Consider the following 22,673-nt stretch of genomic DNA (forward strand, 5'->3'; position numbering starts at 1 on the left):
CTGCCTTGCCTGCCCTGAGTTCCCGGCCTACCCTCGGTTCCCGGCTTTCCCTGACTGCCCTGCCGGCGGAGTCCCCGACCTGGTGGCCGAGTGCACGCTAGCGCTGGACGGCTCCGTGGCGACGGGCGGCCAGGTCGGTGGCGGCCGTGCGGGCCGCGGAGGCCTCGTCCGCGGTCAGGGTCCGGTCCGGGGCACGGAAGCGCAGCGAGAAGGCCAGCGACTGGTGGCCGTCCTCCACGCCCTGCCCGGAGTAGACGTCGAAGAGCCTGACGTCCTCGAGCAGCTCCCCTGCCCCCTCACGCAGGGTCTCCAGGACATCTCCCGCCACCACGTCGTCCGCGACCACGAGGGCCACGTCCTGGCTGGTCAGCGGGAAGGTGGACATCGGCCGGGCCACCACCACGTCGGCTGCTGCGGCGATCAGGGCGTCCAGGTCGAGCTCCATGGCCACGATGCGGGCGGGCAGGTCGGCGTCCTCGAGCCAGGACGGCAGCAGTTCCCCGGCCACCCCGATGACGATGCCGTCGGCACCATTGGAACCAGCGCAACCAGCAGAACCGGCCAACCGCAGCTCGGCGGTGCGGCCCGGGTGGAAGGCCTGATGGGATCCCTGGGCGACCTGCAGGTCCACGCCGAGGATCGCTGCGGCGTCCAGGGCGGCACCGAGGGCGTCCTGCCAGTCGTACGGACGGGGCTGGTGGCCGGCACCGGGTGCGGAGTCGTGTCCCGTGAGGACGGCGGCCAGGTGCCGCGGCTGGTCCGGGATGCCGGCCTCCAGATCCGCCAGCACCTCGTCCGCGGGGCGGGCCCCCAGCGGCGGGATCGTGGCCGAGCCCACCTGCTCACCGGGCAGGAAGACCAGGCCCGACTCGTAGAGGGCCAGGTCCCGGAAGCCGCGGGAGTGGTTGCGGCGGGCGATGTCCAGCAGCCCGGGCAACAGGGAGGTGCGCAGGTACCCGAACTCGGCGGAGATCGGGTTGGCCAGGTGCACCATCCTCTGCGCGGCGCCCTCGTCCCCGGTGGCGGAGCCGAAGAAGCGGTTCTGCGCCTCGGACACGAAGGGGTAGGCCAGCACCTCGGTCAGTCCGGCGTCGGCCAGTCCCTGGACCACCCGGCGCCGGGCCGCCTGTTCCCGGGTCAGCCCGCGCCCCGGAGGTGCCACCGGGAGGGTGGACGGGATCTGGTCGTACCCGATCAGGCGGGCGATCTCCTCGACCAGGTCATCCCGGATCTCCAGGTCGTGGCGCCAGGTCGGGGCGGTGACGGTGAAGACCGTCCCGGCCGGGCCGGCGTCGGGAAGTCCCGCCTCCGGTGCCGTGCCGCGCTCGACCGTGGCGCCCAGATCCCGCAGTGTCGTCTCGATCTGGTCCTCGGTGTACTCGATGCCCATGCGGGCCCCCGGGTAGGAGGCCGGCAGCTCGATGACGATCGACTCCGGACGGGTGCCCACCTCGGTGATCCCCGCTTCAGCGGTGCCGCCGGCCAACTCGACGAGCAGCTGGACGGCGCGCTCGGCCGCCTCGTCCGCGATCTCCCAGTCCACGCCACGCTCGTTGCGCTTGGAGGCCTCGGAGGGCAGGCGGTGGCGGCGGCGGGTGCGGCCCATGGACACGGGGTCGAAGTGCGCGGACTCGATGACGATCGTGGTGGTGGACGCGGACACCTCGGTCTCACCGCCGCCCATGACGCCGGCCAGGCCGATCGGTCCACGGTCGTCGGTGATGAGCAGGTCCTCGGAGGAGAGCGTCCGCGACTTGCCGTCCAGGGTGGTCAGCGTCTCGCCCTCGGCGGCGCGGCGGACCACGATCGGGCCCTGCAGCTTCGCCGCGTCATAGAAGTGCAGCGGCTGACCGAGTTCCCACATGACGTAGTTGGAGATGTCCACTCCCAGGGAGATGGACCGCATGCCGGCCAGGCGCAGTCGCTGGGCCATCCACGGCGGGGTGGGGCGGCTCGGGTCGATGCCGGTGACGGTGCGCGTCACGAAGCGGTCGCAGCCCGGGACGCCGTAGATGGGGCGCTCGTCCTCCAGGCGCACCGGGTGGCCCTGGCCGTTCGGCTCGGGGGCCGTGACCAGTGAAGCCGGGTCGGTGAAGGGCAGCCCGGTGGCGTGCGCGTACTCGCGGCCCACGCCGCGGATGGAGAAGGCGTAGCTGCGGTCCGCGGTCACGTTGATCTCGGCGGCCTCGTCCCGCAGGTGCAGGAGGTCGTACACGTCCGTGCCGGGCTCCGGGTCGTTGCCGTTCTCGGGCGAGAAGCCGAGGGAGGACAGCACGATGATGCCGTCGTGGTCCTCGCCCAGGCCGAGCTCGCGCGCCGAGGCGATCATCCCGGCGGAGAGGTGGCCGTAGGTCTGGCGCGGGGTGATGCGGAAGTCACCGGGGAGCACAGCGCCGGGCAGGGTGACGACGACCTTGTCCCCCACCTGGAAGTTGTGGGCGCCGCAGACGATGCCCTGCACGCCGGAGGGGTCGATGCCCTCGCCGGACAGGGTCTGCTCCTGGCCCTCGGGCACCACGCGGACCTGGCACCAGTTGATGGTCTTGCCGTTCTTCTGGGGCTCGGGCACCATCTCCAGGACCTCGCCGACCACCAGGGGGCCGGAGAGCTCATCCAGGGGACGGTGGACGTCCTCCTCCTCGAAGCCGACCCTCACCAGGTCGGCCATGACATCCTCGGCGGTCGCGTCCGCCGGGACCGGGACATATTCACGTAGCCATGACAGCGGGATGCGCACGGGTGATCAGATCTCCATTCCGAAGTGCTGGGAGAAGCGGACGTCGCCTTCGATCATGTCTCGCATGTCGAGGACCTCATTGCGGAACATCAGGGTGCGTTCCACGCCCATGCCGAAGGCGAACCCGGAGTAGACCTCCGGGTCCAGCCCGGCGGCACGCAGCACATTCGGGTGCACCATGCCGCAGCCGCCCCATTCGATCCACTGCGGGCCACCCTTGGCGCCGGGGTGCCAGATGTCCATCTCCGCGCTGGGCTCGGTGAACGGGAAGAAGTTGGAGCGCAGCCGGATCGTGGCCTCGGGCCCGAACATCTGGCGGGCAAAGTACTCGAGGGTGCCGCGCAGGTCCGCCATGGTCAGGCCCTTGTCCACGGCCAGGCCCTCGAACTGGTGGAAGACCGGGGTGTGGGTGGCGTCCAGCTCATCGGTGCGGAAGGTCCGGCCGGGCGAGAGCACGTACACGGGGACGCCACGTTCCAGCATGGCGCGCATCTGCACGGGCGAGGTCTGCGTCCGGAGCAGGAGGTGGGACTCGGCCGGGTCCACGAAGAAGGTGTCCTGCATCTCGCGGGCCGGGTGGTCCGGCTTGAAGTTCAGCGCATCGAAGTTGTACCACTCTGACTCGACCTCGGGCCCCTCGGCGATCTCCCAGCCCATGCCGATGAAGATGTCCGAGACGCGCTCCTGCAGCACGGACAGCGGGTGCCGGGCGCCCACACGCCGGCGGCGCACGGCCGTGGTGACATCCACGGTCTCCTCGACGAGCATGCGGGCGGCGTGCTCGGCCTCGAGGACCTCGGTGCGGGCCGCGAGCGCCCGTTCCATGGACTTGCGGGCCCCGCCCATGAGCTTGCCGGCCACGGCCTTCTGGTCCTTGGCCAGCTTGCCGATCCCCCGGTTCGCCAGCGTCAGTGGCGCCTTCTCCCCCGTGTGGGCCAGTCGGGCCGCCTTGAGGTCATCGAGGTCGGCGGCGGCGGCGAAGGACGCCAGGGCCTGCTCGACGGCGGCGTGCACCGCGGTCTCGTCGGCCGGGGAGATCTCCGGCCTGTTGGGGTCCGACTGGGGGGTTTCCGTCATGGTGGGCAACGACCTTCATGTTCTGAGGTTGCGAATGTAAAAAGCGTAGAGATACGAGTTTGACCTCGGGTGTGGCCACCCGCACCCGGCGGAAGGCCTCGGCCAGTCTAATGGCCGGAGGGCAGGCACGGCATACCGACGACGCCTGGGCCTGTCCGGGCAGAATGGGCCCATGCCCCTCCGCCTGCGGTTTCGCCAGCTGTGGAACGCCGCGAACCTGACCACGCCCCTGGGACTCGTGCTGGCCCTGGCCTCCGGTTGCCGGATACAGCGGGGCCCGGAGGGGCTGGTCCTCGCGTTCGGCTACCGGTGGGCGTTTCCCGACGGCGGCGCCTTCACCGTGGGCAACGTGGTCCTGTTCCGGCCCCACACCGCTCCGACCGCCCGGCTGCTGGAGCACGAGTCCCGGCATGCCACCCAGTATGCGTGGTGCCTGGGGCTGCCGTTCCTGGTGCTGTACTTCACCGCGGCCGGTTGGTCCTTGCTGCGTACCGGCGATCCGGCCTCGCGGAATCCCTTCGAGCGCCATGCCGGCCTGGTGGCCGGCGGCTACCGCGAGCGCCCGGCCCGGTGGCCACGGCGGCGGTAGAGGGCTGGTCGGCCGGTGCCTGTCCGCCGTGTCCTGCGGGACTCAGAGCCAGGTTTCGGCCAGCAGTTCCAGGGAGCGGTCCCGCACGGCAGGGTCGAAGGCGTAGGTGACGGTGATGAGCTCATCGGCGCCGGTACGCTCCACGAATTCCTCCAGCTGGGCCTTCACCGTCGAGGGGGCGCCCACGGCCTTGATCCGCAGCATCGGGTTGCCCTCTCCGCCAGGACCGGCAAGGGTGTCCGGGTCCACGGGCGGCTGGAGCTTGCGGCGCTGCCCGCGCTGGATGTCGAGGAACATCTGCTCGATCACCGTGTGTTCCCGTGCTGCCTCCTGGTCGGTGGCGGCCACCATCACGTTGATGCCCGCCATCACGTAGGGCTCGTCGATCTGCGCGGTGGGTGCATCGGCCGTGAAGGAGTCCCGGTACACCTGGATGGCCTGATCGAGCTGGTCGGGTGCGAAATGCGAGGCCAGGGAGAACGGTAGGCCCAGCTGGCCGGCGATGGACGCTCCGTTGACGGTCGATCCGAGGACCCAGATGGGCACCTCGGTCCCAGCGGACACGGCGGAGACGATGGGCACGCTGTGGGCGGTTCCGGTCTCGCTGAACCAGCCCTGCAGATCGTAGATGCTCTGGGCAAAGGCCTGCGGCTCGGCTGAGGAGCGGCTCAAGGCCTGGGCGGTCATCATGTCCGTTCCCGGAGCACGCCCCAGGCCCAAGTCGATCCGGTCCCCATGGATGTTGGCCAGGGTCCCATATTGCTCGGCCACCATCAGCGGGGCATGGTTGGGCAGCATGACTCCGCCGGAGCCCAGCCGAATCCGTTCGGTGACCGAGGCTGCCTGGGAGATCAGCAGTGCGGTGGCGCTGGACGCCAGATTGGGGGTGTTGTGGTGCTCCGCGAACCAGATCCGGTGAAAGCCGAGCTGATCAGCGATGCGGGCCGAATCCATCGAGGCGGCGATACCGTCCCGGGCAGTGGATCCCTCGGAAATGGAGACCAGGTCAAGGATGCTCAGGGGCACAGACAATTGTCGAAGTTCCTCACGTTGGCAGAAGCAGGTGCGTACGTCAGGGACAACCACCGCTGACGGCCCTTCTATTCCACGGAAGACTCCCCTGACATGATCCGATCGGGTGAGACGGGTGAGTCCGACCCGGCCGTGAGGAACAAGGCCTCGATGCCCCAGCCCAGGGGCAGCACTCGGTCCAGGCTCCACCCGGAGCCGGCAGCCAGGGCGACGATGGCCTCCCGCCCGCGGTGCGCGGTTCCGGTGCCGGCCAGGGACAGCAGGGCGTGCTCGCGGGCCTGCGCATCCAGCCCGTCCGGGCGCGAGGCCTCCACCAGGACGAGTGACGGGGCGGTCTGGTGCGCCCGCCGCAGGAAATCAACTGCTTCGGCGTCGGTGCGGTAGGCCAGGGCGAGTCCACCGACGAGCACGTCCGCCGGTACCGGAGGATCGGTGACCGTCAGGGTGCTGAACCGCACGGCCTCCCTGCCGGCCAGCTCGGCTCGCAGGACCTCCAGGCCGGCGCAGTCCTCGTAGACGGTCAGGGCCGGGTGGGCGTCACGCCGTACCAGGGCCCGGACGACGGCGGCCGCTCCGGGACCGCTGATGCCGGCGGTCTCCACGCTGGTCCAGAACGGGTCCTCCACGGCGACGTCGAGCAGGTAGTCGAGGATGTCGCCCTCCGCAAGGAGCTCGGCGTAGCGGTCCCGGCTGGCCAGGGCGCCGCCCCAGAGGCTGGCTCCGTGCCGCCGGGACCACGCCGACGCCCCGGTGCCAGGATCACGCAGCGCCGGGGCGAGCTGATCGAGGGCCAGGACGAGTTCTGCCTCCAGCCCGGTCAGGTCACCCTGCAGGTGATCGTCCACCAGGAGTTCCTCGCCCAGCGGACCCAGGTCGAGGGTGGAGTCGTCCCCCGTCAGGATGCCGCTGTCCACCAGGACTGCCGTCAGCGGTCCCAGCGGCTCCTCGGGGACGCCGAGGAGGCCGGCGAGCCTGCCCCGCGAGGCGCCCGGATGGTCCGCGACGGCCTCGATCAGGCCCAGCTGCAGGGCGGCACGGGCCGCGAACCAGGCCACCGGCGGCTCCAGTGACTCCGCCGTGGGCGCGCACTGCGCGGACGCGGACTCCGTGTCCATCGGAGACGGGGCCGCGCTTTCCGCGGGAGGCGGCCCGGCCGGCGTCGTACGCGGGACCTCCGCATGCCAGTATCCGGTGATGTTCAGATGGGATTTGGGCATGCCCAGGTCGCGTTGGAGGTACCGGCGCAGGGGGATCAGGGCGCGGCTTTCCGCGGCGGCCCAGACGTATCCGCTCCCCTGGCCCGCCCCCGGCGGCAGGTCGAGGCCGCGGACGGCCGGGGTGAGCAGGCCGGCGGCGGCAGCCGCATCATCGGACACCACCCATTCGATCCGGTCCTCCGGGCCGAGATTCAGCTCCTGCCGTGCCTCGTCAGCGGCGACGGCCACCACGATGTAGGCGGGAACCTGCACGGGCCGTTCGTCCAGGAAGCGGCCGATGGCGGGCAGCGCCGTCTCGTCTCCCGCGAGCACGATCCAGTCGAGACCCTCGGGCAGGACCGTGGAGGACTTCGGTCCCACGAACCAGAGGTCATCGCCCGGCTGCGCGTCACGGGCCCAGCTCGCGGCGGGACCGTGGCCGTGCAGCACGAAGTCGAGGTCCACCTCCCGCCTGACGGGATCCACGCGGCGGGGCGTGTAGTCCCGGCCCTGGCGCGTGGACGACGGCCCCCACTCGATGCCGCCGGGCACCTGCTCGGGCAGGGCGGAGGCGATATCCCCGTCCGAGGCGAAGATCAGCTTGACGTGGTCGTCGAAGGTCGGCGACGCGAAGCCCGGCCGGTCCAGGCCGCCGACCGCGAAGGCACCGAGCTGGTCGCCGGTCAGCGTGACCCGCCGCATCCGCGGGGTGACCTCGGTGGTCCGCAGGACCTGCACCCGGCGGACGGTGAGCGGATGGGAGACGAACTCGTGCTGGGCCATCTCAGCCGTACAGCTCCTCGATCTGGTCCAGCAGCGCCAGGGCCTCGTCATAGTCGCCGCGGATCGACCAGTACGGCAGTTCCTGGGCCTGGTTGTCCTGGAACGCCGGCAGGGCGGCGTAGACCGGGTTCTCGCGGAGGTCCTCCACCGAGGTGGTCTCGGCATTGAAGCCGGCGATGAACAGGGTCTCCTGGGTCATGACCTGGCCGACCTTCTCCGTGGAGAGTTCGAACATGTCACCGCCCGGGCCGTAGACCTCGAAGCCGCCGTCAGCGAAGACCGGGGCCACCTCGAAACCCAGATCGGTGAAGGTGGTGGGCAAACCGACGTCCTCGACCAGGCCGTAGGGGGTGCCGTCTGCGGTCAGCGAGAGGAACGCGACCTCGCCCTCGGGCGGGGTGATGGCCTCGCGCACCTCCGCCTCTCGCTCGTCATAGGCCTGGACGTATTTCTCGTAGAGGTCGCCCTTGCCGAAGGCCTCGGCGAGAAAGGAGAACTGATCCTGCCAGGAGGTCAGCTCACGGCCCACGAGCAGGGTCGGGGCGATCGCCGAGAGGTCCTCGTAGGCCTCCTCGGCCTGGAACAGCGGGAAGCCGATGCCGCCGCCGATGATCAGGTCCGGCTCAAGGGCGAGGATTGCCTCCAGGTCGAAGCCGTCGGCGCTCCACGGCAGGTAGACGGTGCCGTCCTCCTCCGCCTCCTCGGCCCAGAACTCCGAGTGCTCGCCGCCGGCCTCCGTGTCCTCCGGGATGGTCGCGGTCACGGGGATGTCCAGGTCGTAGAGGTAGCCGGCCAGGGCGTAGTTCAGTACCACCACCGTCTGGGGATCCTGCGGGACCTCCACGGTGCCGTAGTCGGTCTCCACGGAGACCGGGCCGGCGGCCTGCGCGGCGCCGGAGCTGACCCCGGCCGGGGAGCCCGAGGCGTCACCGGCCTCGCCAGCGCCCCCGCATCCCGCCAGGGACAGGGCAGCCAGGACGGCAACAGCAGTGCGGGTGTAGCGGGCGGTGGTGTTCATCGGTCCTCTTCGGGGATTGGTACAGTAGCCGCACGCAATCCTAAGGCAAGCCTTACCTAATGTGGCAGGATTCCGGTGACGATCCGGACGCGGTGCTCGCCCCAACGGACATCTGCCCGGCCACGGCCGGAGCGAGGTGATTCGCTGGGCAGGTTGCCGCGCCTCGACGCCGAGCCGCCCACCGCACCGTCTCACCTGGAGGTCCGTCCCCATGACGTCATGGGAATCCGTAGTGCCGGAACACGCCATCCGGTTCGTGGGCCATCCCACCCACGAACACCCGGAACCACACCTGGTCTTCGTGGTCACGGGCCAGGCCCTGCTCGTGGCCGACGGCCGCGACCTGCTGCTGCACCGCCACGAGGCAGCCTGGCTGGCGCCCGGCGTCCCCCACGCCGTGGAGACCCGCTCCGGCGGCATGGTCCTGGGCCCGCTGCTGGAACCCGGGTGCGCCCCGCCCGAGCGGGTCCGCCCGCTCGGAGTCATCCCGGACCTGGTGGACCTCCTGACCACCGTCCTGGTGGCGGCCCCCTCGTCAACGGACCATGTGGCGCCGTTCCGTTCCGCGATCGGTGCCCTGCTGCGGGCGCAGGCGCTCGACTACTTCCCCCTGGTCCACCCGCGTCACCCGGTGGCGGCCGCGGTGGCCCGGGATGCCGCCGCCACCCAGCGGACCCTCGACCGGCTGGCAGCGCAGTACCGCATCAGCCAGCGGCAACTACTGCGGATCTTCGTGGAGGAGACCGGACTGCCCTTCCATCAGTGGCGGGTGCGCGCCCGGCTCAACCCGGCCGTGGCCCACCTGCTGATCGGTGGCGGCATTCCGGCCGCGGCCATGATCGCCGGCTATGGGACCCGCACCGGGTTCCTCCGGGCCCTGGCCCGCGAGACCGGGATCCCGATGGCCGATCTCACGGCCCGCCCTGACGGGGCCCTGCGCACCGGGGCCGTCCCCGTGGCCTCGTGACCTTTCGCCGCACGGCAGGCCTCGTGTTGGCTGCGGCCCTGTTGGCGGCGTGCGCGCTGGCCAGCCTGGCAGTCGGGGCGGCGATGCTGCCCCTGGACGTGGTCTGGGCGGCCCTGACCGCCAACGACGGCTCCGCATCCCACGTCACCGTGTCCGAGGCGAGGGTCGGCCGCACCCTGCTCGGCATCACCGTCGGCGCGGCCCTCGGCGTCTCCGGTGCGCTCATCCAGGCCCTGACCCGCAATCCCCTGGCCGATCCCGGCATCCTGGGCGTCAACGCCGGCGCCGGATTCGCCGTGGCCCTGGCGGTGGCCTTCTTCGGGGTCACTCGCATCAGCGAGTACCTGCCCTTCGCCTTCCTGGGGGCGATCGCGGCCACAGTGGCGGTCTATCTCGTGGCCGGCGGCGTGCGCGGAACCCCGACGCCGGTCCGCCTCACCCTGGTGGGCGTGGCCCTGGGCGCCGTCCTGATGGGGATCTCCCGCACCCTGGCCCTGCTCAACGCCGAGACCTTCGACCGGATGCGGTTCTGGAGTGCCGGCACCATCGCGGACCGCCCGCCGGGAACGCTGGAGGCCATCCTGCCGTTCATCCTCGTGGGCCTGGTGCTCGCGGCACTCTGCGCCACACCGCTGAACGCGGTGGCCCTGGGTGACGACCTGGCCCGCACCGTGGGGGCGCGCCTCGGATGGGCCCGGGCCGGCGTCGTGCTCTCGGTGACCCTGCTGTGCGGTGCCGCCACGGCCGCCAGCGGCGTCATCGCCTTCGTGGGGCTGATGATGCCGCACTCGGTCCGCTGGATCACGGGCCCCGACTGGCGGTGGATCCTCGCCTATTCGGCCCTCCTGGCGCCGGCCCTGGTCCTCGCCTCCGACGTGGTGGGGCGCCTGGTGCTCATGCCCGCCGAGCTCCAGGTCAGCATCGTCACCGCCCTGCTGGGCGCCCCGATGCTGATCCTGCTGGTCCGCCGGACCCGGGCGACGGCGCTGTGAGCGGTCTGCAGGCCCGGGCCGGGACACCGAAGGGCACCCTGACGATCCGCCGCGGCCGGTTCAGTGCACGGGCCTCGGTCCGGTCCGTGACCACGATCGCGGTCATCTCCGCCGGGGTCGTGGCATTCATGGTCTGGGCCACCACCCTGGGCAGCTACGCGATCAGCGCCGCCGAACTGTGGGGTCTGGTCGAGGGGACGGCGCCGCAGCGCGTCCACACCGTGGTGGTCGAGTGGCGGCTGCCGCGCATCGTCGCCGCCGTGGTCTTCGGCATCGCCCTGGGGATCAGCGGTGCCGTCTTCCAGTCGCTCACCCGGAACCCGCTGGGCAGCCCGGACATCATCGGCTTCGCCTCCGGTGCGTACACCGGCGTGGTGGTCACCCTGCTGCTGGGCGCCACGGGGTACGTGGCCATGGGCGCCGGGGCCCTGATCGGCGGACTGCTCACCGCGCTCGCCGTCTACCTGCTGGCCTTCCGCCGGGGCATCCAGGGATTCCGGCTGATCATCATCGGCATCGCCCTGGGCGCCTTCCTCGACGGCATCAACACGTGGTTCACGGCCAAGGTGGACGTGGACCTGGCCCTGCATGCCGCCGTCTGGGGTGCCGGCAGCCTCGGAGCGGTGAACTGGACCTCCGTGGGCATCGGCTCCGCGGTACTGGCCGTCCTCCTCGTGGTGGCCCCGGAAGCCCAGCGCCGGATGCGGCGGCTCGAACTCGGTGACGACGCGGCGGCCGCCCTGGGTGTGCCCGTGGAACCCACCAAGCTGGCCCTGATCCTGATGGGGGTGGCCGCCACGGCCCTGGTGACCGCCGCGGCGGGACCCATCGCCTTCATCGCCCTCGCCGCACCGCAGATCGCCCGCCGCCTCACCGGCCAGGGGGCCTCCGTGGATCTCGCCGGCTCTGCCGTCGTGGGCGCCGCCCTGCTGCTCGGTGCGGACCTCATCGCCCTGCACGCCGTCCCCGGGGTCCCGCTGCCCACGGGGGCCGTGACCATCTGCATCGGGGGCGGGTACCTGGTCTGGCTGCTCGTGCGCGAGAGCCGCCGTGAAAGGAGTACAGCATGAGCCGGTTGTCCGCCGAGGGACTCACCGCCGGGTACGACGACAGGACGGTCCTGTCCGGCCTCGACCTGCAGATCCCGGACGGGGAGCTCACCGTCATCGTGGGCCCCAATGCCTGCGGCAAGTCCACGCTCCTGCGATCGATGGCCCGGCTGCTGCCGCCCGCCTCGGGACGCATCGTGCTGGACGGCCAGGACATCCGGCGGTGGCCCACCAAGGAGGTGGCCCGCCGGGTGGGGCTGCTGCCCCAGTCGTCGGTGGCACCCGAGGGGATCACCGTGGCGGACCTGGTGGCCAGGGGCCGCTATCCGCACCAGTCCCTGCTCTCCGGCTGGTCGGCCGAGGACGAGCGGGCCGTCAACGAGGCGATGACGGCCACCGACATCACCTCGTTGGCCGCACGGCACGTGGACGAGCTCTCCGGCGGCCAGCGCCAGCGCGTCTGGATCGCCATGGTCCTGGCGCAGCAGACCCCGCTGATCCTGCTGGACGAACCGACCACCTTCCTCGACATCGCCCACCAGCTCGAGGTGCTGGACCTGGTCGCGACCCTGCGCTCCGAGGGCCGCACCGTGGTGGCGGTGCTGCACGAGATCAACATGGCCGCCCGCTACGCCACGCATCTGATCGCCATGCGCTCCGGGGCGGTGGTGGCCCAGGGTCCACCGGCGGACATCCTGACGGAGGACCTGGTGCACGAGGTCTTCGGGGTGCGGGCACGCATCATCCCCGATCCGGACACCGGACACCCCGTGGTCCTGCCCCGCTCTCCCGGCCCCGGGACGCTCTGACGGGGCCGGTGGACGGTTCGGGGGCTTCGGCCGGTCTCGGCACCCGCTCGCTAGGATCAGGGGTGGCCCCCACCGGCCCCCACGCCCTTCCAACCGAGGAGTCACCTCGCGCCGCCCTCCGGTCACCAGCCCGATCCTGCCGTGGATCATCGTCGGCATCGTCATCCTCGCCCTCAACCTCCGAGCGCCGATCATCGCGCCCACCGCGATCCTCGGGCAGATCCAGGACGATACCGGACTGAACGCCGTCGGGGCCGGACTGCTGACCGGACTGCCGATCCTGCTCTTCGCCCTGGCGACCCCCTTGGCCACCCGGACCATCGGCCGGTGGGGTTCCGAGGCCACGGTGTTCGCCTGCCTGGCGGGGGTGCTGGCCGGCACCCTGCTGCGCTCGGCTGGGCCGGCGTGGATGGTCCTGGCCGGCACCGTGGTGATCGGCCTGTCGCTGACCCTGGGGAACATCGTGGTGCCGGTCATCATCCGCCGGGAGGTTCCGTGGGATCGGGTCTCCCTGGCGACGGGACTGTATTCCGCCGGCATGAACGTGGGCTCCATGGCCACCCTGCTCGGCACCGGCCCCCTGGCCGCCGCCGTCGGCTGGCGCTGGGCCCTCGCGCTCTGGGGCGTGCTCGCCGTCGTCGGGATGGCCTATTGGCTGACCCTGGTCCGGCGGCGCCTGCGGCAGGCCCCCGGCGGACGGTCTGATTCCTCCGAGACTGACCCAGGCTCCGGGCAGAAAGCTCCGACAGCCCGGAGTTCCGATGGCCGACCCGCGCCGCAGTTCCGCCGCGTCATGTGGCTGCTGGTCATCGCCTTCAGCGGCCAGTCGGCCGGCTACTTCACCACCACCACCTGGCTGCCCACGATCCTGGCGGACTCCCAGGGTCTGGACACGGCGGGGTCCGGTGCCACGGCGTCCCTGTTCCAGGTCGCCGCCATCGTGGGCGCCCTGGGCGTCCCGCTCCTGGCGGCCCGGACGAGGCCCTGGGTCCCCATGGCGGTGGTGGCGGCCCTGTGGCTGTCCCTGCCGCTCGGCCTGCTGCTGGCACCCGACGCCTACACGCTCTGGTCTCTCACCGGCGGAGTGGCGCAGGGCGGCGGATTCACGGCCATCTTCTCGATCATCGCCCGGATGGCCGGCAATGACTCCGAGGCCGCCTCCGGCTCAGCCTTCGTCCAGACAGGCGGCTACCTGGCCGCCACGATCGCCCCTCCGTTCGCCGGCTGGCTGCACACCGCCACCGACGGCTGGACCGCGCCGATCCTGCTGGTCCTCGCCGCCACCCTGGCCTTCAGCATCGCCGGGCTGCTGGCCGCCCGGGCCTCGGTGCAGCGGCCCTCCGCCTAGGTCCGGCTAGTACAGCGAGCCCTCTGGCACGTCGAGGTCCGACGCCGGCCGCGCGGCTTCCAGCGCGGCGATCACGAGCGCCTCGGCCAGCCGGCTGCCCGGCAGGGTCGGCCACGGTTCCGGACCGTGCCCGTCATCGGCGTGGGCTCCCGCCCGTGCTGTCCTTTTCGGCGCGTTCTCGTCCCACGGCACGTGGATGAACCCGGCGGTTCGCACGGAACCGGCTTCGGCCCGGGCCATCAGCGCGTAGAAGAGGTGGTTGCAGACGAAGCTGCCCGCACTCAGGGACAACTCGGCCGGGATCGCGGCCTCGCGCAGCGCGGCGACGATGCGCTTGACCGGCAGGGTGGAGAAATAGGCGGCGGGGCCGGTATCGTCCACGGCCTGTCCTGCCGGCTGGGCCCCGGCGTTGTCCGGGATGCGGGCATCCTGGAGGTTGACGGCCACCCTCTCCACGGCCACCCGCGTCCGGCCGCCGGCCAGGCCGCAGGCGATGACGGTCCCGGGGCGGTGCTCGGCCAGTGCCCGCTCCAGGGCCTCGGTGGATCCGGCGAAGGAACAGGGCAGCCTCACGGCGACCGCGTCGAAGCCGCGGTCCCGGAGGCGACGGGCCGCCTCCTGCGCCGCGGGCCAGGAGGGGTTGTGCCCATCCCCTGCGAAGGGCTCGAAGCCGGTGAGCAGGATGGGTGACAGGAGGGGTGCGAGGCCAGGGGCGTGGTGGGCTGCGATGGCGGGGCCAGTACCGGTCATGGCTTCAGCGTAGCGCCCCCTTGCACCACCGTTAGTACATGTGTTCTAATCGAGGCATGCGATGGGAAGCGCAGACTCTGCAGGCCGGGGACGGGATCGAGCAGGGCGACGGCGGCACTCCAGCCGCACCGGCCGCTCTGCTCCCGCTCTCCGGTCTGCAGCGTTCCATCACCACGCCGGAGTTCGCGGACACCACCTTCCACGAGGTCGTGGCCAAGTCGGCCCTGAACAAGGTCCCGGACTCCTCCCCCATGCCCTTCCGCTGGACCGTCAATCCCTACCGGGGCTGTACCCATGCGTGCCGGTACTGCTACGCGCGCAACACCCACGAGTATCTGGACTTCAACGCGGGCGCCGATTTCGATCAGCAGATCGTCGTCAAGGTGAACACCCCCGAGATCCTCCGGCGGGAGTTGGCACGCCCCAGCTGGAACCGCGAGCTGGTGGCCTTGGGCACCAACACGGACCCCTATCAGCGGGCCGAGGGCCGGTACCGGCTCATGCCCGGCATCATCACGGCCCTGGCGGATGCGGGCACCCCCTTCTCCATCCTGACCAAGGGCACCCTCCTGGGGCGGGATCTGGACCTGCTGGCCTCGGCCTCTCGCCAGGTGCCGGTGCAGGTCTCCGTCTCCCTGGCCATGCTGGACGCGGGACTCACCCACCGGGTCGAGCCGGGCACCCCCACCCCGGCTGCACGGCTCAAGCTCATCGAGAAGTTGTCCGCGGCCGGCGCCCGGGTCACGGTCATGGCCATGCCCCTGCTGCCCTGGCTCACAGATTCCGACCGCCAGCTGGAGGACCTCATGACCGCGCTGGCCGGTGCCGGCGCCCAGTCCGTACTGGCCGGGGCCCTGCACCTGCGGCCCGGGGCGCGGCAGTGGTATCTGCAATGGATCGAGGAGGACCACCCGGACCTGCTGGACGGATACCGCCAGCTCTACGGCCGCAGCTCCTACGCCCCCACCTCCTACCGCAAGGCACTCGGACGCCGAGCCTCCGCCGCAGCCCGTCGTCATGGCCTGCACCACGAGGGGGCCCACCGCATCACCCGCCCGGACGGTGACGGACCGAGTCCAGCTGTCCATCGCCCCGGAGTGGGCGCCCACCGGGCTCCGGCCGGGACCACGGTCCCTGCCCAGCCGGTTCCCGCCCCGCAGCCGGCCCTGTTCTAGAGTCTCAGCCCTCGGGGCGCACGAGCTCCACCAGCGCATCCACGATGGGCCGGTCCGCCGGAATCCAGTCCAGTTCCTGCAACGCAGCCCGGTCGAGGGCACGCCACTCGAGCAGGTCGTGGTCCTCCAGCGGCTGGGGGTCGCCCTCGATGATCACCGCGGTGAACACCCGCATCCTGGCCCCGTTGCCCAGCAGCCAACCCTCCGGATGGTCGGCGGTCACCTCGCGGTCCAGCCGGATGTGGACCCCGAGCTCTTCGCGCACCTCCCGGACCAGCGCGGCGCGGGGGTCCTCCCCCAATTCCACCTTGCCGCCTGGGAACTCCCACAGGCCCGCCAGGACCTCCGGTGCGCTTCGCCGCGCGGCCAGCAGCACCGTCGGGGCCGCCTCCTCATCCATCACGGCAGCTCCCACGACCGGCCGGGGAGCTCCGGAGGCGGGGCGGGAGACTGGACGGGACACCGCATCCGGATCCACGTGGAGGGGCACGGCCGGGGTCTCCGGGGTGATGTCGCTCATCCCCCGAGCCTACCCACCTCCCCCTGCGCTTTCCGGGCGATCCCCACCGGTGGGGATCGCTCCGATAGCGCGCCGTGGGAGCGAGGGGACCGTAGTCTGGATCAGTGCCGAACACCGCTGCCGACGACTCATCCTCCACCTCACCATCCACGTCATCTCCCGCCTCCCCATCCGCGTCATCTGCCTCATCTTCCTCACCTGCCGCCCGGCGCTCCGACCCGCCTGGTCGTCGCGCCATCCTGCCGGGCATCCTCGCGCTGGCCCTCGGCGGCTTCGCGATCGGCACCACCGAGTTCGCCATCATGGGCCTGCTCCCCGAGGCGGTCGCAGACCTGGGCGTCGACCTGCCCGCCGGCGGCATCCTCATCTCGGCCTATGCCCTCGGCGTGGTCATCGGGGCGCCGCTGCTGGCCGCCGGCATGGCCCGGATCGACCGGCGCACCTCCGCCCTGTGGCTGATGGCACTGTTCGTCATCGGCCACGCCGCCAGCCTGTTCGCCCCGGACTTCACCACCATGCTCGTGGCCCGGTTCATCTCCGGCCTGCCACACGGCGCGTACTTCTCGGCCGCGGCCCTGGCCGCCGCCCACCTGGCCGGACCGGCCCGCCGCGGCCAGGCCATCGCCTGGGTCATGGCGGGACTGTCCGTCGCGAACCTCATCGGGGTCCCGTTGGCCACCTGGTTGGGACAGAACTCCGGATGGCGGTGGATGTTCATCGTCACGGGCCTCTTCGGCGCCGCCACCCTGGCCGCGGTGGCGTGGCTGGTTCCTCGCGTCCCGGCTCCTCCCGGCGCCTCCGTGCGCAGTGAGCTCACGGCCCTGAGATCTCCAGCGCTCTGGCGGGCGATCGTGGTCGGCATCATTGGCTTCGCGGGCATGTTCGCCCTCTACACCTACATCGCCCCCGTCTTCACGGACGTCGGTGGAATGGCCCCGCAGCTGGTGCCGGTCATCATGGCCCTCTACGGGGTCGGCATGGTGGTGGGCACGCTGGTCGGCGGGACCCTGTCCGACCGCTCGGCGCGGCGGACCCTGCAGTGGATGCTCGCCATCGTTTCCGTGGCCCTGGCCTGCTTCAGCTTCACCGCCCCGTGGTGGATCCTCTCGCTGGTGCCGCTGCTGGCCGCCGCCATGGCCGCCTCAGCCCTGGTCCCGTCCCTGCAGGTCCTGCTCGTCGACGCCGCCCCGCAGGCGCCCCAATTGTCCGGGGCACTGAACCATTCGGCCCTCAACCTCGCCAATGCCATGGGTGCCTGGGTGGGAGCCGCCGTGATCCAGGCCGGTCTCGGCCTGCAGGTGCCGGCAGGCGCCGGAGCGGCCTTGGCCGGCGTCGGGTTCCTGCTCTCCCTGGTCCTGCTCCGGTCCCGCAACACCTGAGAATTCCGCTCCGGCTTGCTATGTTGTGCACAGGCGCGGCCCCAGCCCGTCCATCAACAGTGGACGGGGGCCCGCCGCAGACGGACACTATCCGTATCCGTATCGCTTCACGAGCACGAAGAGGTAGACAACATGAGCATCATCAGCTGGATCATCATGGGCCTCGTAGCGGGCGCCATCGCCCGGCTCATCCTTCCGGGCAAGCAGGGAGGTGGCTGGATCGGGGCCCTGATCACCGGCATCATCGGCGCCATCTTGGGTGGCTGGATCGGCGGCGCCCTGTTCAACCTCGACCTCAACGAAGGCTTCTTCGACTTCTGGACCTGGGTCTTCGCCATCATCGGCGGCATCATCGTTGCCTTCATCTGGCAGGCCATCACCGGCCGGCGAGACCGCACGACGGCCTGATCACCCGGGCAACCCAGCAAACCTCAATACCCGACCTCCCCGACCGCGAAGGGCGCCCCCTGATACAGGGGGCGCCCTTCGTCATCTCGTGGTGGTGCCTGCGGCCGTGATTCCGGCCCGGATCACCTCAGGCCGGGGTGCCGCCTGGCGCGTGCTGCGCCATGGCCGAGGCATAGAGGCAGACGGTGGCGGCCGTGGCCACGTTGAGTGATTCGGCCCGACCGTACAGCGGGACCGCCACCCTCTCGGCGGACAGGGCCAGCTCATCGGCGGACAGGCCCTGGGCCTCGTTGCCGAACAACCAGGCCGTCGGACCGGCCAGCAGGCCCGACGGCGGCCGGTCCAGCACCACGGACCCGTAGCCGTCCGCTGCCAGCACCGCCAGACCACGGTCGCGAAGAGCGCCCACGGCGGTGGCGGCCTCCACCCCGGTCACGACCGGTACGTGGAACAGCGAGCCGGCCGTGGAGCGCACCACCTTGGGGTTGAACACGTCCACGGAACCGGCCGTCAGCACCACCGCGCCGGCCCCCGAGGCATCGGCCGCCCGCAGGATGGTCCCCGCGTTGCCGGGGTCCTGGACTCGGCACAGGACGGCGGCCAGCCGTGGTTCCGGAAGCGCAGCGAGAACGGTGGCGGCGCCGGTGTCCGGGATGTGACAGACGGTGATGATGCCCTGCCCGGTGACGGCATCGGCCATGGCGGCCAGGACCTCGTCGGTCACCCACCGCACCATCACACCCCGGTCGACGGCACGGCGGACCAGCTCCGCCAGCTCCGGGTCACGGTCTGCCACCCGGGTGGAGAGGTAGACGGACTCCACGACCCGGCCCGGAATCCACTGGGTGTAGCCCTCCGGACGAGAGGGCTGACCGCCGGCGGCATGGGCGGGTCCGGCGTCGTGGTCTGGATGAGGGCCCAGCATCCCGAGGTGAGCCCGCAGCGCCTCCCGGGAGGACTGCGGCCCCTCGGCGAGGAACAGGCCGTCCCGGGAACGCGACGAGCGCCCCGCCAGGCGTGCGACCTTCCTGACCCGGTCTGCCCGGGGGTTGGTCATCACGTCCTGATCGGGGCGCTCGTTCATGGTGTTCCGAGTTCGGTGGCGGCCCTGGGCCGCCACCGTCACCGGGTGCGCGTACTTACTTCGCGGCTGCCGGGGCGTTGACGTCAGCCGGCAGGGCTGCGCGGGAGGCCGTCACCAGGGCGGCGAACGCGGCAGAGTCGGACACGGCCAGCTCGGCGAGCATGCGGCGGTCCACCTCGATGCCGGCCAGCTTGAGGCCCTGCATGAAGCGGTTGTAGGTCATCCCGTTGGCGCGCGAGGCCGCGTTGATACGGGTGATCCACAGCCGGCGGAAGTCGCCCTTGCGCTTCTTGCGGTGCTGGTAGTTGTAGACATACGAGTGCAGCAGCTGTTCCTTGGCCTTGCGGTAAAGGCGGGAACGCTGTCCGCGGTAACCGGCCGCGCGGTCCAAGACCACCCGGCGCTTCTTGTGGGCGTTGACTGCCCGCTTCACACGTGCCACGTGCGTACTCCTTCGATTCGATGCCCACCGCGTTCTTCGTCAGTCGCGGCGGCTAGCTGTGTGCGGCCGAGAAGGCCACGGGGAAATGTCAGATGCCCAGCATCCGCTTGATGGTCTTGACGTTGGCCTTGGAGACCAACTGGTCGGAGGCCAGACGGCGGGTCAGCGTGGAGGGCTTGTGCTCCAGGTAGTGGCGGCGGTTGGCCTGCTGACGCATCAGCTTGCCGGAACCGGTCACGCGGAAGCGCTTCTTGGCTCCGCTGTGGGTCTTCATCTTCGGCATGGCTGCCGTTCTCCTTCATGTTGGCCGTCCGCCCGTCGGGCGGACAGTGCTACGTGGACCCTCCCGGAGGTGGGGCCGATCTGGTCCGTACCGGCCTGAAGCCGGTGACGAAAGGGTGGTGCTGGTCTACTTGCTTCCGCCCGGCTTGGGGCCGGGCCTCGGCGTTGCACCGGGCTTGGGTGCCGCAGACGGCTTCGGCATGGCCGGCTTGGGAGCCGGTGCCGGCTTCGCGGCGGGCTTGGCCGCCGCAGGCTTGGGTGCCGCGGCAGGCCTGGCCACCGCGGGCTTCGGTGCCGCCGCAGGCTTGGCGGCGGCAGGCCTCGCGGTCGCCGGCTTGGCGGCCGGGGCTGCCTTCACCGGAGCCGGCTTGTCTGCCGGAGCCTCCTTGGCCGGAGTAGCCGGCTGGTCTGCAGGCTTCTCGGCCGGCTTCTCCACCGGAGCCTTCGGAGCTTCCGCGGCCGGAGCCTCGGTACCGGCCTGGGCCAGCTTCTTCAGCTCTTCCGGCATGGCATCCGACATCGTGCTGGACAGCGGCGCCGAGGACGTGTCCTCGGCGACCTTCTGCTTCGCCTCGCGGGCCGCCACGTCACGGCGGGAACCGACGCGTTCCTGCTTCGGCTCCTGGTGCTTGCGGGCCTCCGCACGGGCCTCCGACTTGTTCTTCAGCGGACCGATCACCATGACCATGTTGCGGCCGTCCTGGCGCGGGCTCGACTCGACCATGCCGACATCGGCCACGTCCTCGGCGAACTTCTGGAGCAGGCGGATGCCCAGCTCGGGGCGCTGCTGCTCACGTCCACGGAACTGGATCATGGCCTTGACCTTGTCCCCAGCGGTGAGGAACTTGCGGGCATGACCGGTCTTGGTCTCATAGTCGTGCTTGTCGATCTTCAGACGGAAGCGGACTTCCTTGAGGATCGTGTTGGTCTGGTTCTTCCGGGCCTCACGGGCCTTGACAGCGGCCTCGTACTTCCACTTGCCGAAGTCCATGAGCTTGCAGACCGGCGGCTTGGCCGTGGGGGCCACTTCAACGAGGTCCAGATCGGCCTCGGCGGCTAGACGCAACGCATCCTCGATGCGCACAATTCCCACCTGTTCGCCCTGGGGGCCGACCAGGCGCACCTCGGGCACGCGGATCCGTTCGTTGATTCTTGGCTCGCTAATCTTGCAACTCCTGTTTCTGGACGCTGTGGATGCGGGGCCGCCATCCCGGTGCGGCTCCCTGCGCAGATCCGGAGACAACTAAGGCCTCCGTGCTCAACGCAGACGGAGGCCTGGCCGACGGACGTATCCGCCGACCCATCGGCCGACTGGTCCCCTTCCGGGGCCATCCGACCGGTGACCCGGCAACTCGGTCCGCCGAGGCGGACGTACTGCTGACGCGGGTGGGAGAGGGCCTCCACTTCGATGGCTGATCTCGTCACCCATCTCACACACGTACTGCAGTGGAATGGGACACGGGACCAGCTGGTCTGTGACAAGCTTACCAGCATGAATGACGAACAGCAGAATCCCTCCCCCTCGGACGATCCCGTCAACGATCGGGTGCGGGAGATCCATGAGGTCCCGGCCGTGGAACTCATCAACACCGCCGCCGTGCACCTCATGACCGCCTCTGCGGTGAAGGTCGGCCTGGCTGACATGCCGAACGCCGAGGAACTGATCGACCTGGACGAGGCGCGCAAGCTGATCACCGCGCTGGCCGGCCTGGTCACGTCCGCTGCCCCGGAGATCGGCAGCCAGCACGCCGGCCCCTTGCGCGACGGACTGCGTTCGCTGCAGCTGGCATTCCGCGAGGCCTCGACCTTCCCGGATGCCCCGGGCAAGGGGCCGGGCGAGAAGTACACCGGTGCCGTGAACTGACATGCACCCCGGCCGCACCAACGGCCACCTCTTGAACAGACCCCCGGGCCCGGCCCCGTCCTCGGACGGTGCCGGGCCCGCATGTTTTGGCCCGGAGCCGCCCTTCAGCGGTGGAGCCCCGCCAGGTGCTCGGCAACCTGGCGGCTGAACATCAAGAACAGGATCCCGGCGGCCGGCACCAGGAAGAGCAGCCCGGTCGCCACGTTCCCGGCGGAGAAGAAGCTGACGGACAGGATCACGGCGAACAGCTCGATCACCACCACGGCGGCCCGGACCCAGGCCCTGCCGGCCCACAGGCTCAGGCCGGCAGCACCGATCCAGATTCCCGCGGCCGCCACCAGGACCACCAGGAAGATCTGCGCGCCCAGGTTCAACACGCCGCTGCCGATCTCGAGGGCGAACACCACGGCGACACCAAGGACCGCGAGGGCCTGGAGGAGCAACAGCGAGGTCAGCGCCACCACCGCCGGCGGCCGGTGCGCGCGTTCGCGAGGGGTGGACGACCGGGGGTCGGCCTGGTGTTCTGGCGTGGGCACGGCATCCGGCTTTCTGTTGCTCTGCGGGCTGATGGCCGCACCCTTGACAGTGGTGACGGCGGGCCGGAATAGTCTACGGCACCCGTTCCGCGCTGTGATCAACATCGCATGATAACCGCAAGTTAACCTGCTGGGCCTCTTGTTTACTCGTAATCGACATGAAAAGATATTTCACGAAGTTCAGCGGGGGTCGTCGCAACGGCCCTTTTTTGTTGCCGTCGACAGGATGCTGCAGATCAACCCCCGCATGAGGACTACCGTCCGATGACCCGAGACAGTATTGCCGGGGCCACCCGTGTGCCCGGCAGCGAAGGAGTGAACGATCAGCATGGATTGGCGTAGCCGGGCAGCGTGCCTGGACAAGGACCCGGAACTTTTCTTCCCGGTGGGGAACACGGGTCCGGCCCTGCTCCAGATCGAAGAGGCCAAGGCTGTCTGCCGCACCTGTGAAGTGGTCGACACGTGCCTGCAATGGGCCATCGAGTCCGGACAGGACTCCGGCGTCTGGGGCGGTATGAGCGAGGATGAGCGCCGCGCCCTCAAGCGCCGGGCCGCCCGCGCGCGCCGCGCCTCCTAGTCCGGAAGCCAGACCGGGAACCCTTCGAACACCACAGCCACGTCACAGGCCCTGACCCC

The 22,673-nt window shown here is 70.7% G+C and carries 24 protein-coding genes; 12 read left to right on the forward strand and 12 right to left on the reverse strand.

Annotated features, from left to right (window positions below):
* Nucleotides 1-97 precede the first annotated feature (97 nt).
* Nucleotides 98-2,737: a phenylalanine--tRNA ligase subunit beta gene (gene pheT / locus ACFFIO_RS05170; RefSeq protein ID WP_378040524.1), complete on the reverse strand. Its 2,640-nt coding sequence runs from the start codon at nucleotides 2,735-2,737 to the stop codon at nucleotides 98-100.
* Nucleotides 2,738-2,743: 6 nt separating this feature from the next.
* On the reverse strand, nucleotides 2,744-3,814 hold the full coding sequence (gene pheS / locus ACFFIO_RS05175; RefSeq protein WP_378040525.1) for a phenylalanine--tRNA ligase subunit alpha: 1,071 nt from the start codon (nucleotides 3,812-3,814) through the stop codon (nucleotides 2,744-2,746).
* A 172-nt stretch (nucleotides 3,815-3,986) separates the two neighbouring features.
* Between pheS and ACFFIO_RS05180 the strand changes: the two genes are divergently transcribed.
* The gene (locus ACFFIO_RS05180) at nucleotides 3,987-4,403 is read left to right on the forward strand and encodes a hypothetical protein (protein WP_378040526.1); all 417 of its coding nucleotides are present in this window, start codon (nucleotides 3,987-3,989) and stop codon (nucleotides 4,401-4,403) included.
* A 42-nt stretch (nucleotides 4,404-4,445) separates the two neighbouring features.
* Here the strand turns inward: ACFFIO_RS05180 and ACFFIO_RS05185 are convergent, their stop codons facing one another.
* The 3 genes from ACFFIO_RS05185 to ACFFIO_RS05195 form a co-directional block, all read right to left on the reverse strand.
* Nucleotides 4,446-5,435 (reverse strand): LLM class flavin-dependent oxidoreductase, encoded by a 990-nt coding sequence (locus ACFFIO_RS05185; protein ID WP_378040527.1) that lies wholly within the window; start codon nucleotides 5,433-5,435, stop codon nucleotides 4,446-4,448.
* Nucleotides 5,436-5,503: 68 nt separating this feature from the next.
* Nucleotides 5,504-7,414, reverse strand: coding sequence for a siderophore-interacting protein (locus tag ACFFIO_RS05190; RefSeq protein ID WP_378040528.1), 1,911 nt, complete (start codon nucleotides 7,412-7,414; stop codon nucleotides 5,504-5,506).
* A 1-nt stretch (nucleotide 7,415) separates the two neighbouring features.
* Complete coding sequence (locus ACFFIO_RS05195) at nucleotides 7,416-8,432, reverse strand: ABC transporter substrate-binding protein (RefSeq protein WP_378040529.1); 1,017 nt, start codon at nucleotides 8,430-8,432, stop codon at nucleotides 7,416-7,418.
* A 211-nt stretch (nucleotides 8,433-8,643) separates the two neighbouring features.
* Here ACFFIO_RS05195 and ACFFIO_RS05200 point away from each other — a divergent pair, with 211 nt between their 5' ends.
* From ACFFIO_RS05200 to ACFFIO_RS05220, 5 genes are all read left to right on the forward strand, one after another.
* Nucleotides 8,644-9,399 carry a helix-turn-helix domain-containing protein gene (locus tag ACFFIO_RS05200; protein WP_378040530.1) on the forward strand — a complete coding sequence of 252 codons (756 nt, stop codon included), beginning with the start codon at nucleotides 8,644-8,646 and terminating at the stop codon, nucleotides 9,397-9,399.
* Nucleotides 9,396-10,391, forward strand: a complete 996-nt coding sequence (locus tag ACFFIO_RS05205) for an iron chelate uptake ABC transporter family permease subunit (protein ID WP_378040531.1) — start codon at nucleotides 9,396-9,398, stop codon at nucleotides 10,389-10,391. The genes ACFFIO_RS05200 and ACFFIO_RS05205 overlap by 4 nt, the downstream gene beginning before the upstream one ends.
* The gene (locus ACFFIO_RS05210; RefSeq protein WP_378040532.1) at nucleotides 10,388-11,461 is read left to right on the forward strand and encodes a FecCD family ABC transporter permease; all 1,074 of its coding nucleotides are present in this window, start codon (nucleotides 10,388-10,390) and stop codon (nucleotides 11,459-11,461) included. Before ACFFIO_RS05205 ends, ACFFIO_RS05210 begins: the two co-directional genes overlap by 4 nt.
* Entirely contained in the window at nucleotides 11,458-12,249 is a 792-nt protein-coding gene (locus ACFFIO_RS05215) for an ABC transporter ATP-binding protein (protein WP_378040533.1), read from the forward strand. Before ACFFIO_RS05210 ends, ACFFIO_RS05215 begins: the two co-directional genes overlap by 4 nt.
* A gap of 193 nt (nucleotides 12,250-12,442) precedes the next feature.
* Entirely contained in the window at nucleotides 12,443-13,597 is a 1,155-nt protein-coding gene (locus ACFFIO_RS05220; RefSeq protein ID WP_378040727.1) for an MFS transporter, read from the forward strand.
* A gap of 6 nt (nucleotides 13,598-13,603) precedes the next feature.
* On the opposite strand, the gene pcp is transcribed toward ACFFIO_RS05220, so the two are convergent.
* Nucleotides 13,604-14,347 (reverse strand): pyroglutamyl-peptidase I, encoded by a 744-nt coding sequence (gene pcp / locus ACFFIO_RS05225; RefSeq protein ID WP_378040534.1) that lies wholly within the window; start codon nucleotides 14,345-14,347, stop codon nucleotides 13,604-13,606.
* Nucleotides 14,348-14,403: 56 nt separating this feature from the next.
* On the opposite strand from pcp, the gene ACFFIO_RS05230 reads away from it, so the two are divergent.
* Nucleotides 14,404-15,522: an Rv2578c family radical SAM protein gene (locus ACFFIO_RS05230; protein ID WP_378040535.1), complete on the forward strand. Its 1,119-nt coding sequence runs from the start codon at nucleotides 14,404-14,406 to the stop codon at nucleotides 15,520-15,522.
* A 4-nt stretch (nucleotides 15,523-15,526) separates the two neighbouring features.
* On the opposite strand, the gene ACFFIO_RS05235 is transcribed toward ACFFIO_RS05230, so the two are convergent.
* Nucleotides 15,527-16,042: a (deoxy)nucleoside triphosphate pyrophosphohydrolase gene (locus tag ACFFIO_RS05235; protein WP_378040536.1), complete on the reverse strand. Its 516-nt coding sequence runs from the start codon at nucleotides 16,040-16,042 to the stop codon at nucleotides 15,527-15,529.
* Between the two features lie 104 nt (nucleotides 16,043-16,146).
* On the opposite strand from ACFFIO_RS05235, the gene ACFFIO_RS05240 reads away from it, so the two are divergent.
* Nucleotides 16,147-17,421: an MFS transporter gene (locus ACFFIO_RS05240; RefSeq protein WP_378040537.1), complete on the forward strand. Its 1,275-nt coding sequence runs from the start codon at nucleotides 16,147-16,149 to the stop codon at nucleotides 17,419-17,421.
* Between the two features lie 132 nt (nucleotides 17,422-17,553).
* Nucleotides 17,554-17,829, forward strand: a complete 276-nt coding sequence (locus tag ACFFIO_RS05245; protein ID WP_378040538.1) for a GlsB/YeaQ/YmgE family stress response membrane protein — start codon at nucleotides 17,554-17,556, stop codon at nucleotides 17,827-17,829.
* A 127-nt stretch (nucleotides 17,830-17,956) separates the two neighbouring features.
* Here the strand turns inward: ACFFIO_RS05245 and ACFFIO_RS05250 are convergent, their stop codons facing one another.
* The 4 genes from ACFFIO_RS05250 to infC form a co-directional block, all read right to left on the reverse strand.
* A complete protein-coding gene (locus tag ACFFIO_RS05250; protein WP_378040539.1) occupies nucleotides 17,957-18,913 on the reverse strand; it encodes a TrmH family RNA methyltransferase in 957 nt (318 codons plus the stop codon).
* A 55-nt stretch (nucleotides 18,914-18,968) separates the two neighbouring features.
* Nucleotides 18,969-19,355, reverse strand: a complete 387-nt coding sequence (rplT, locus tag ACFFIO_RS05255; protein WP_159551534.1) for a 50S ribosomal protein L20 — start codon at nucleotides 19,353-19,355, stop codon at nucleotides 18,969-18,971.
* A gap of 88 nt (nucleotides 19,356-19,443) precedes the next feature.
* Nucleotides 19,444-19,638: a 50S ribosomal protein L35 gene (gene rpmI, locus ACFFIO_RS05260; RefSeq protein ID WP_159551536.1), complete on the reverse strand. Its 195-nt coding sequence runs from the start codon at nucleotides 19,636-19,638 to the stop codon at nucleotides 19,444-19,446.
* Between the two features lie 126 nt (nucleotides 19,639-19,764).
* A complete protein-coding gene (gene infC / locus ACFFIO_RS05265; RefSeq protein ID WP_378040540.1) occupies nucleotides 19,765-20,769 on the reverse strand; it encodes a translation initiation factor IF-3 in 1,005 nt (334 codons plus the stop codon).
* A gap of 122 nt (nucleotides 20,770-20,891) precedes the next feature.
* On the opposite strand from infC, the gene ACFFIO_RS05270 reads away from it, so the two are divergent.
* Together ACFFIO_RS05270 and ACFFIO_RS05275 are read left to right on the forward strand one after the other, a co-directional pair.
* Nucleotides 20,892-21,053: a hypothetical protein gene (locus tag ACFFIO_RS05270; protein WP_378040541.1), complete on the forward strand. Its 162-nt coding sequence runs from the start codon at nucleotides 20,892-20,894 to the stop codon at nucleotides 21,051-21,053.
* 76 nt (nucleotides 21,054-21,129) lie between these two features.
* Entirely contained in the window at nucleotides 21,130-21,501 is a 372-nt protein-coding gene (locus tag ACFFIO_RS05275; RefSeq protein WP_378040542.1) for a DUF1844 domain-containing protein, read from the forward strand.
* Between the two features lie 104 nt (nucleotides 21,502-21,605).
* On the opposite strand, the gene ACFFIO_RS05280 is transcribed toward ACFFIO_RS05275, so the two are convergent.
* On the reverse strand, nucleotides 21,606-22,037 hold the full coding sequence (locus ACFFIO_RS05280; RefSeq protein ID WP_378040543.1) for a hypothetical protein: 432 nt from the start codon (nucleotides 22,035-22,037) through the stop codon (nucleotides 21,606-21,608).
* Between the two features lie 328 nt (nucleotides 22,038-22,365).
* On the opposite strand from ACFFIO_RS05280, the gene ACFFIO_RS05285 reads away from it, so the two are divergent.
* Complete coding sequence (locus ACFFIO_RS05285) at nucleotides 22,366-22,614, forward strand: WhiB family transcriptional regulator (protein WP_010144519.1); 249 nt, start codon at nucleotides 22,366-22,368, stop codon at nucleotides 22,612-22,614.
* Nucleotides 22,615-22,673 lie beyond the last annotated feature (59 nt).

Source organism: Citricoccus parietis, from assembly GCF_042433045.1.
Classification (GTDB): domain Bacteria; phylum Actinomycetota; class Actinomycetes; order Actinomycetales; family Micrococcaceae; genus Citricoccus; species Citricoccus parietis.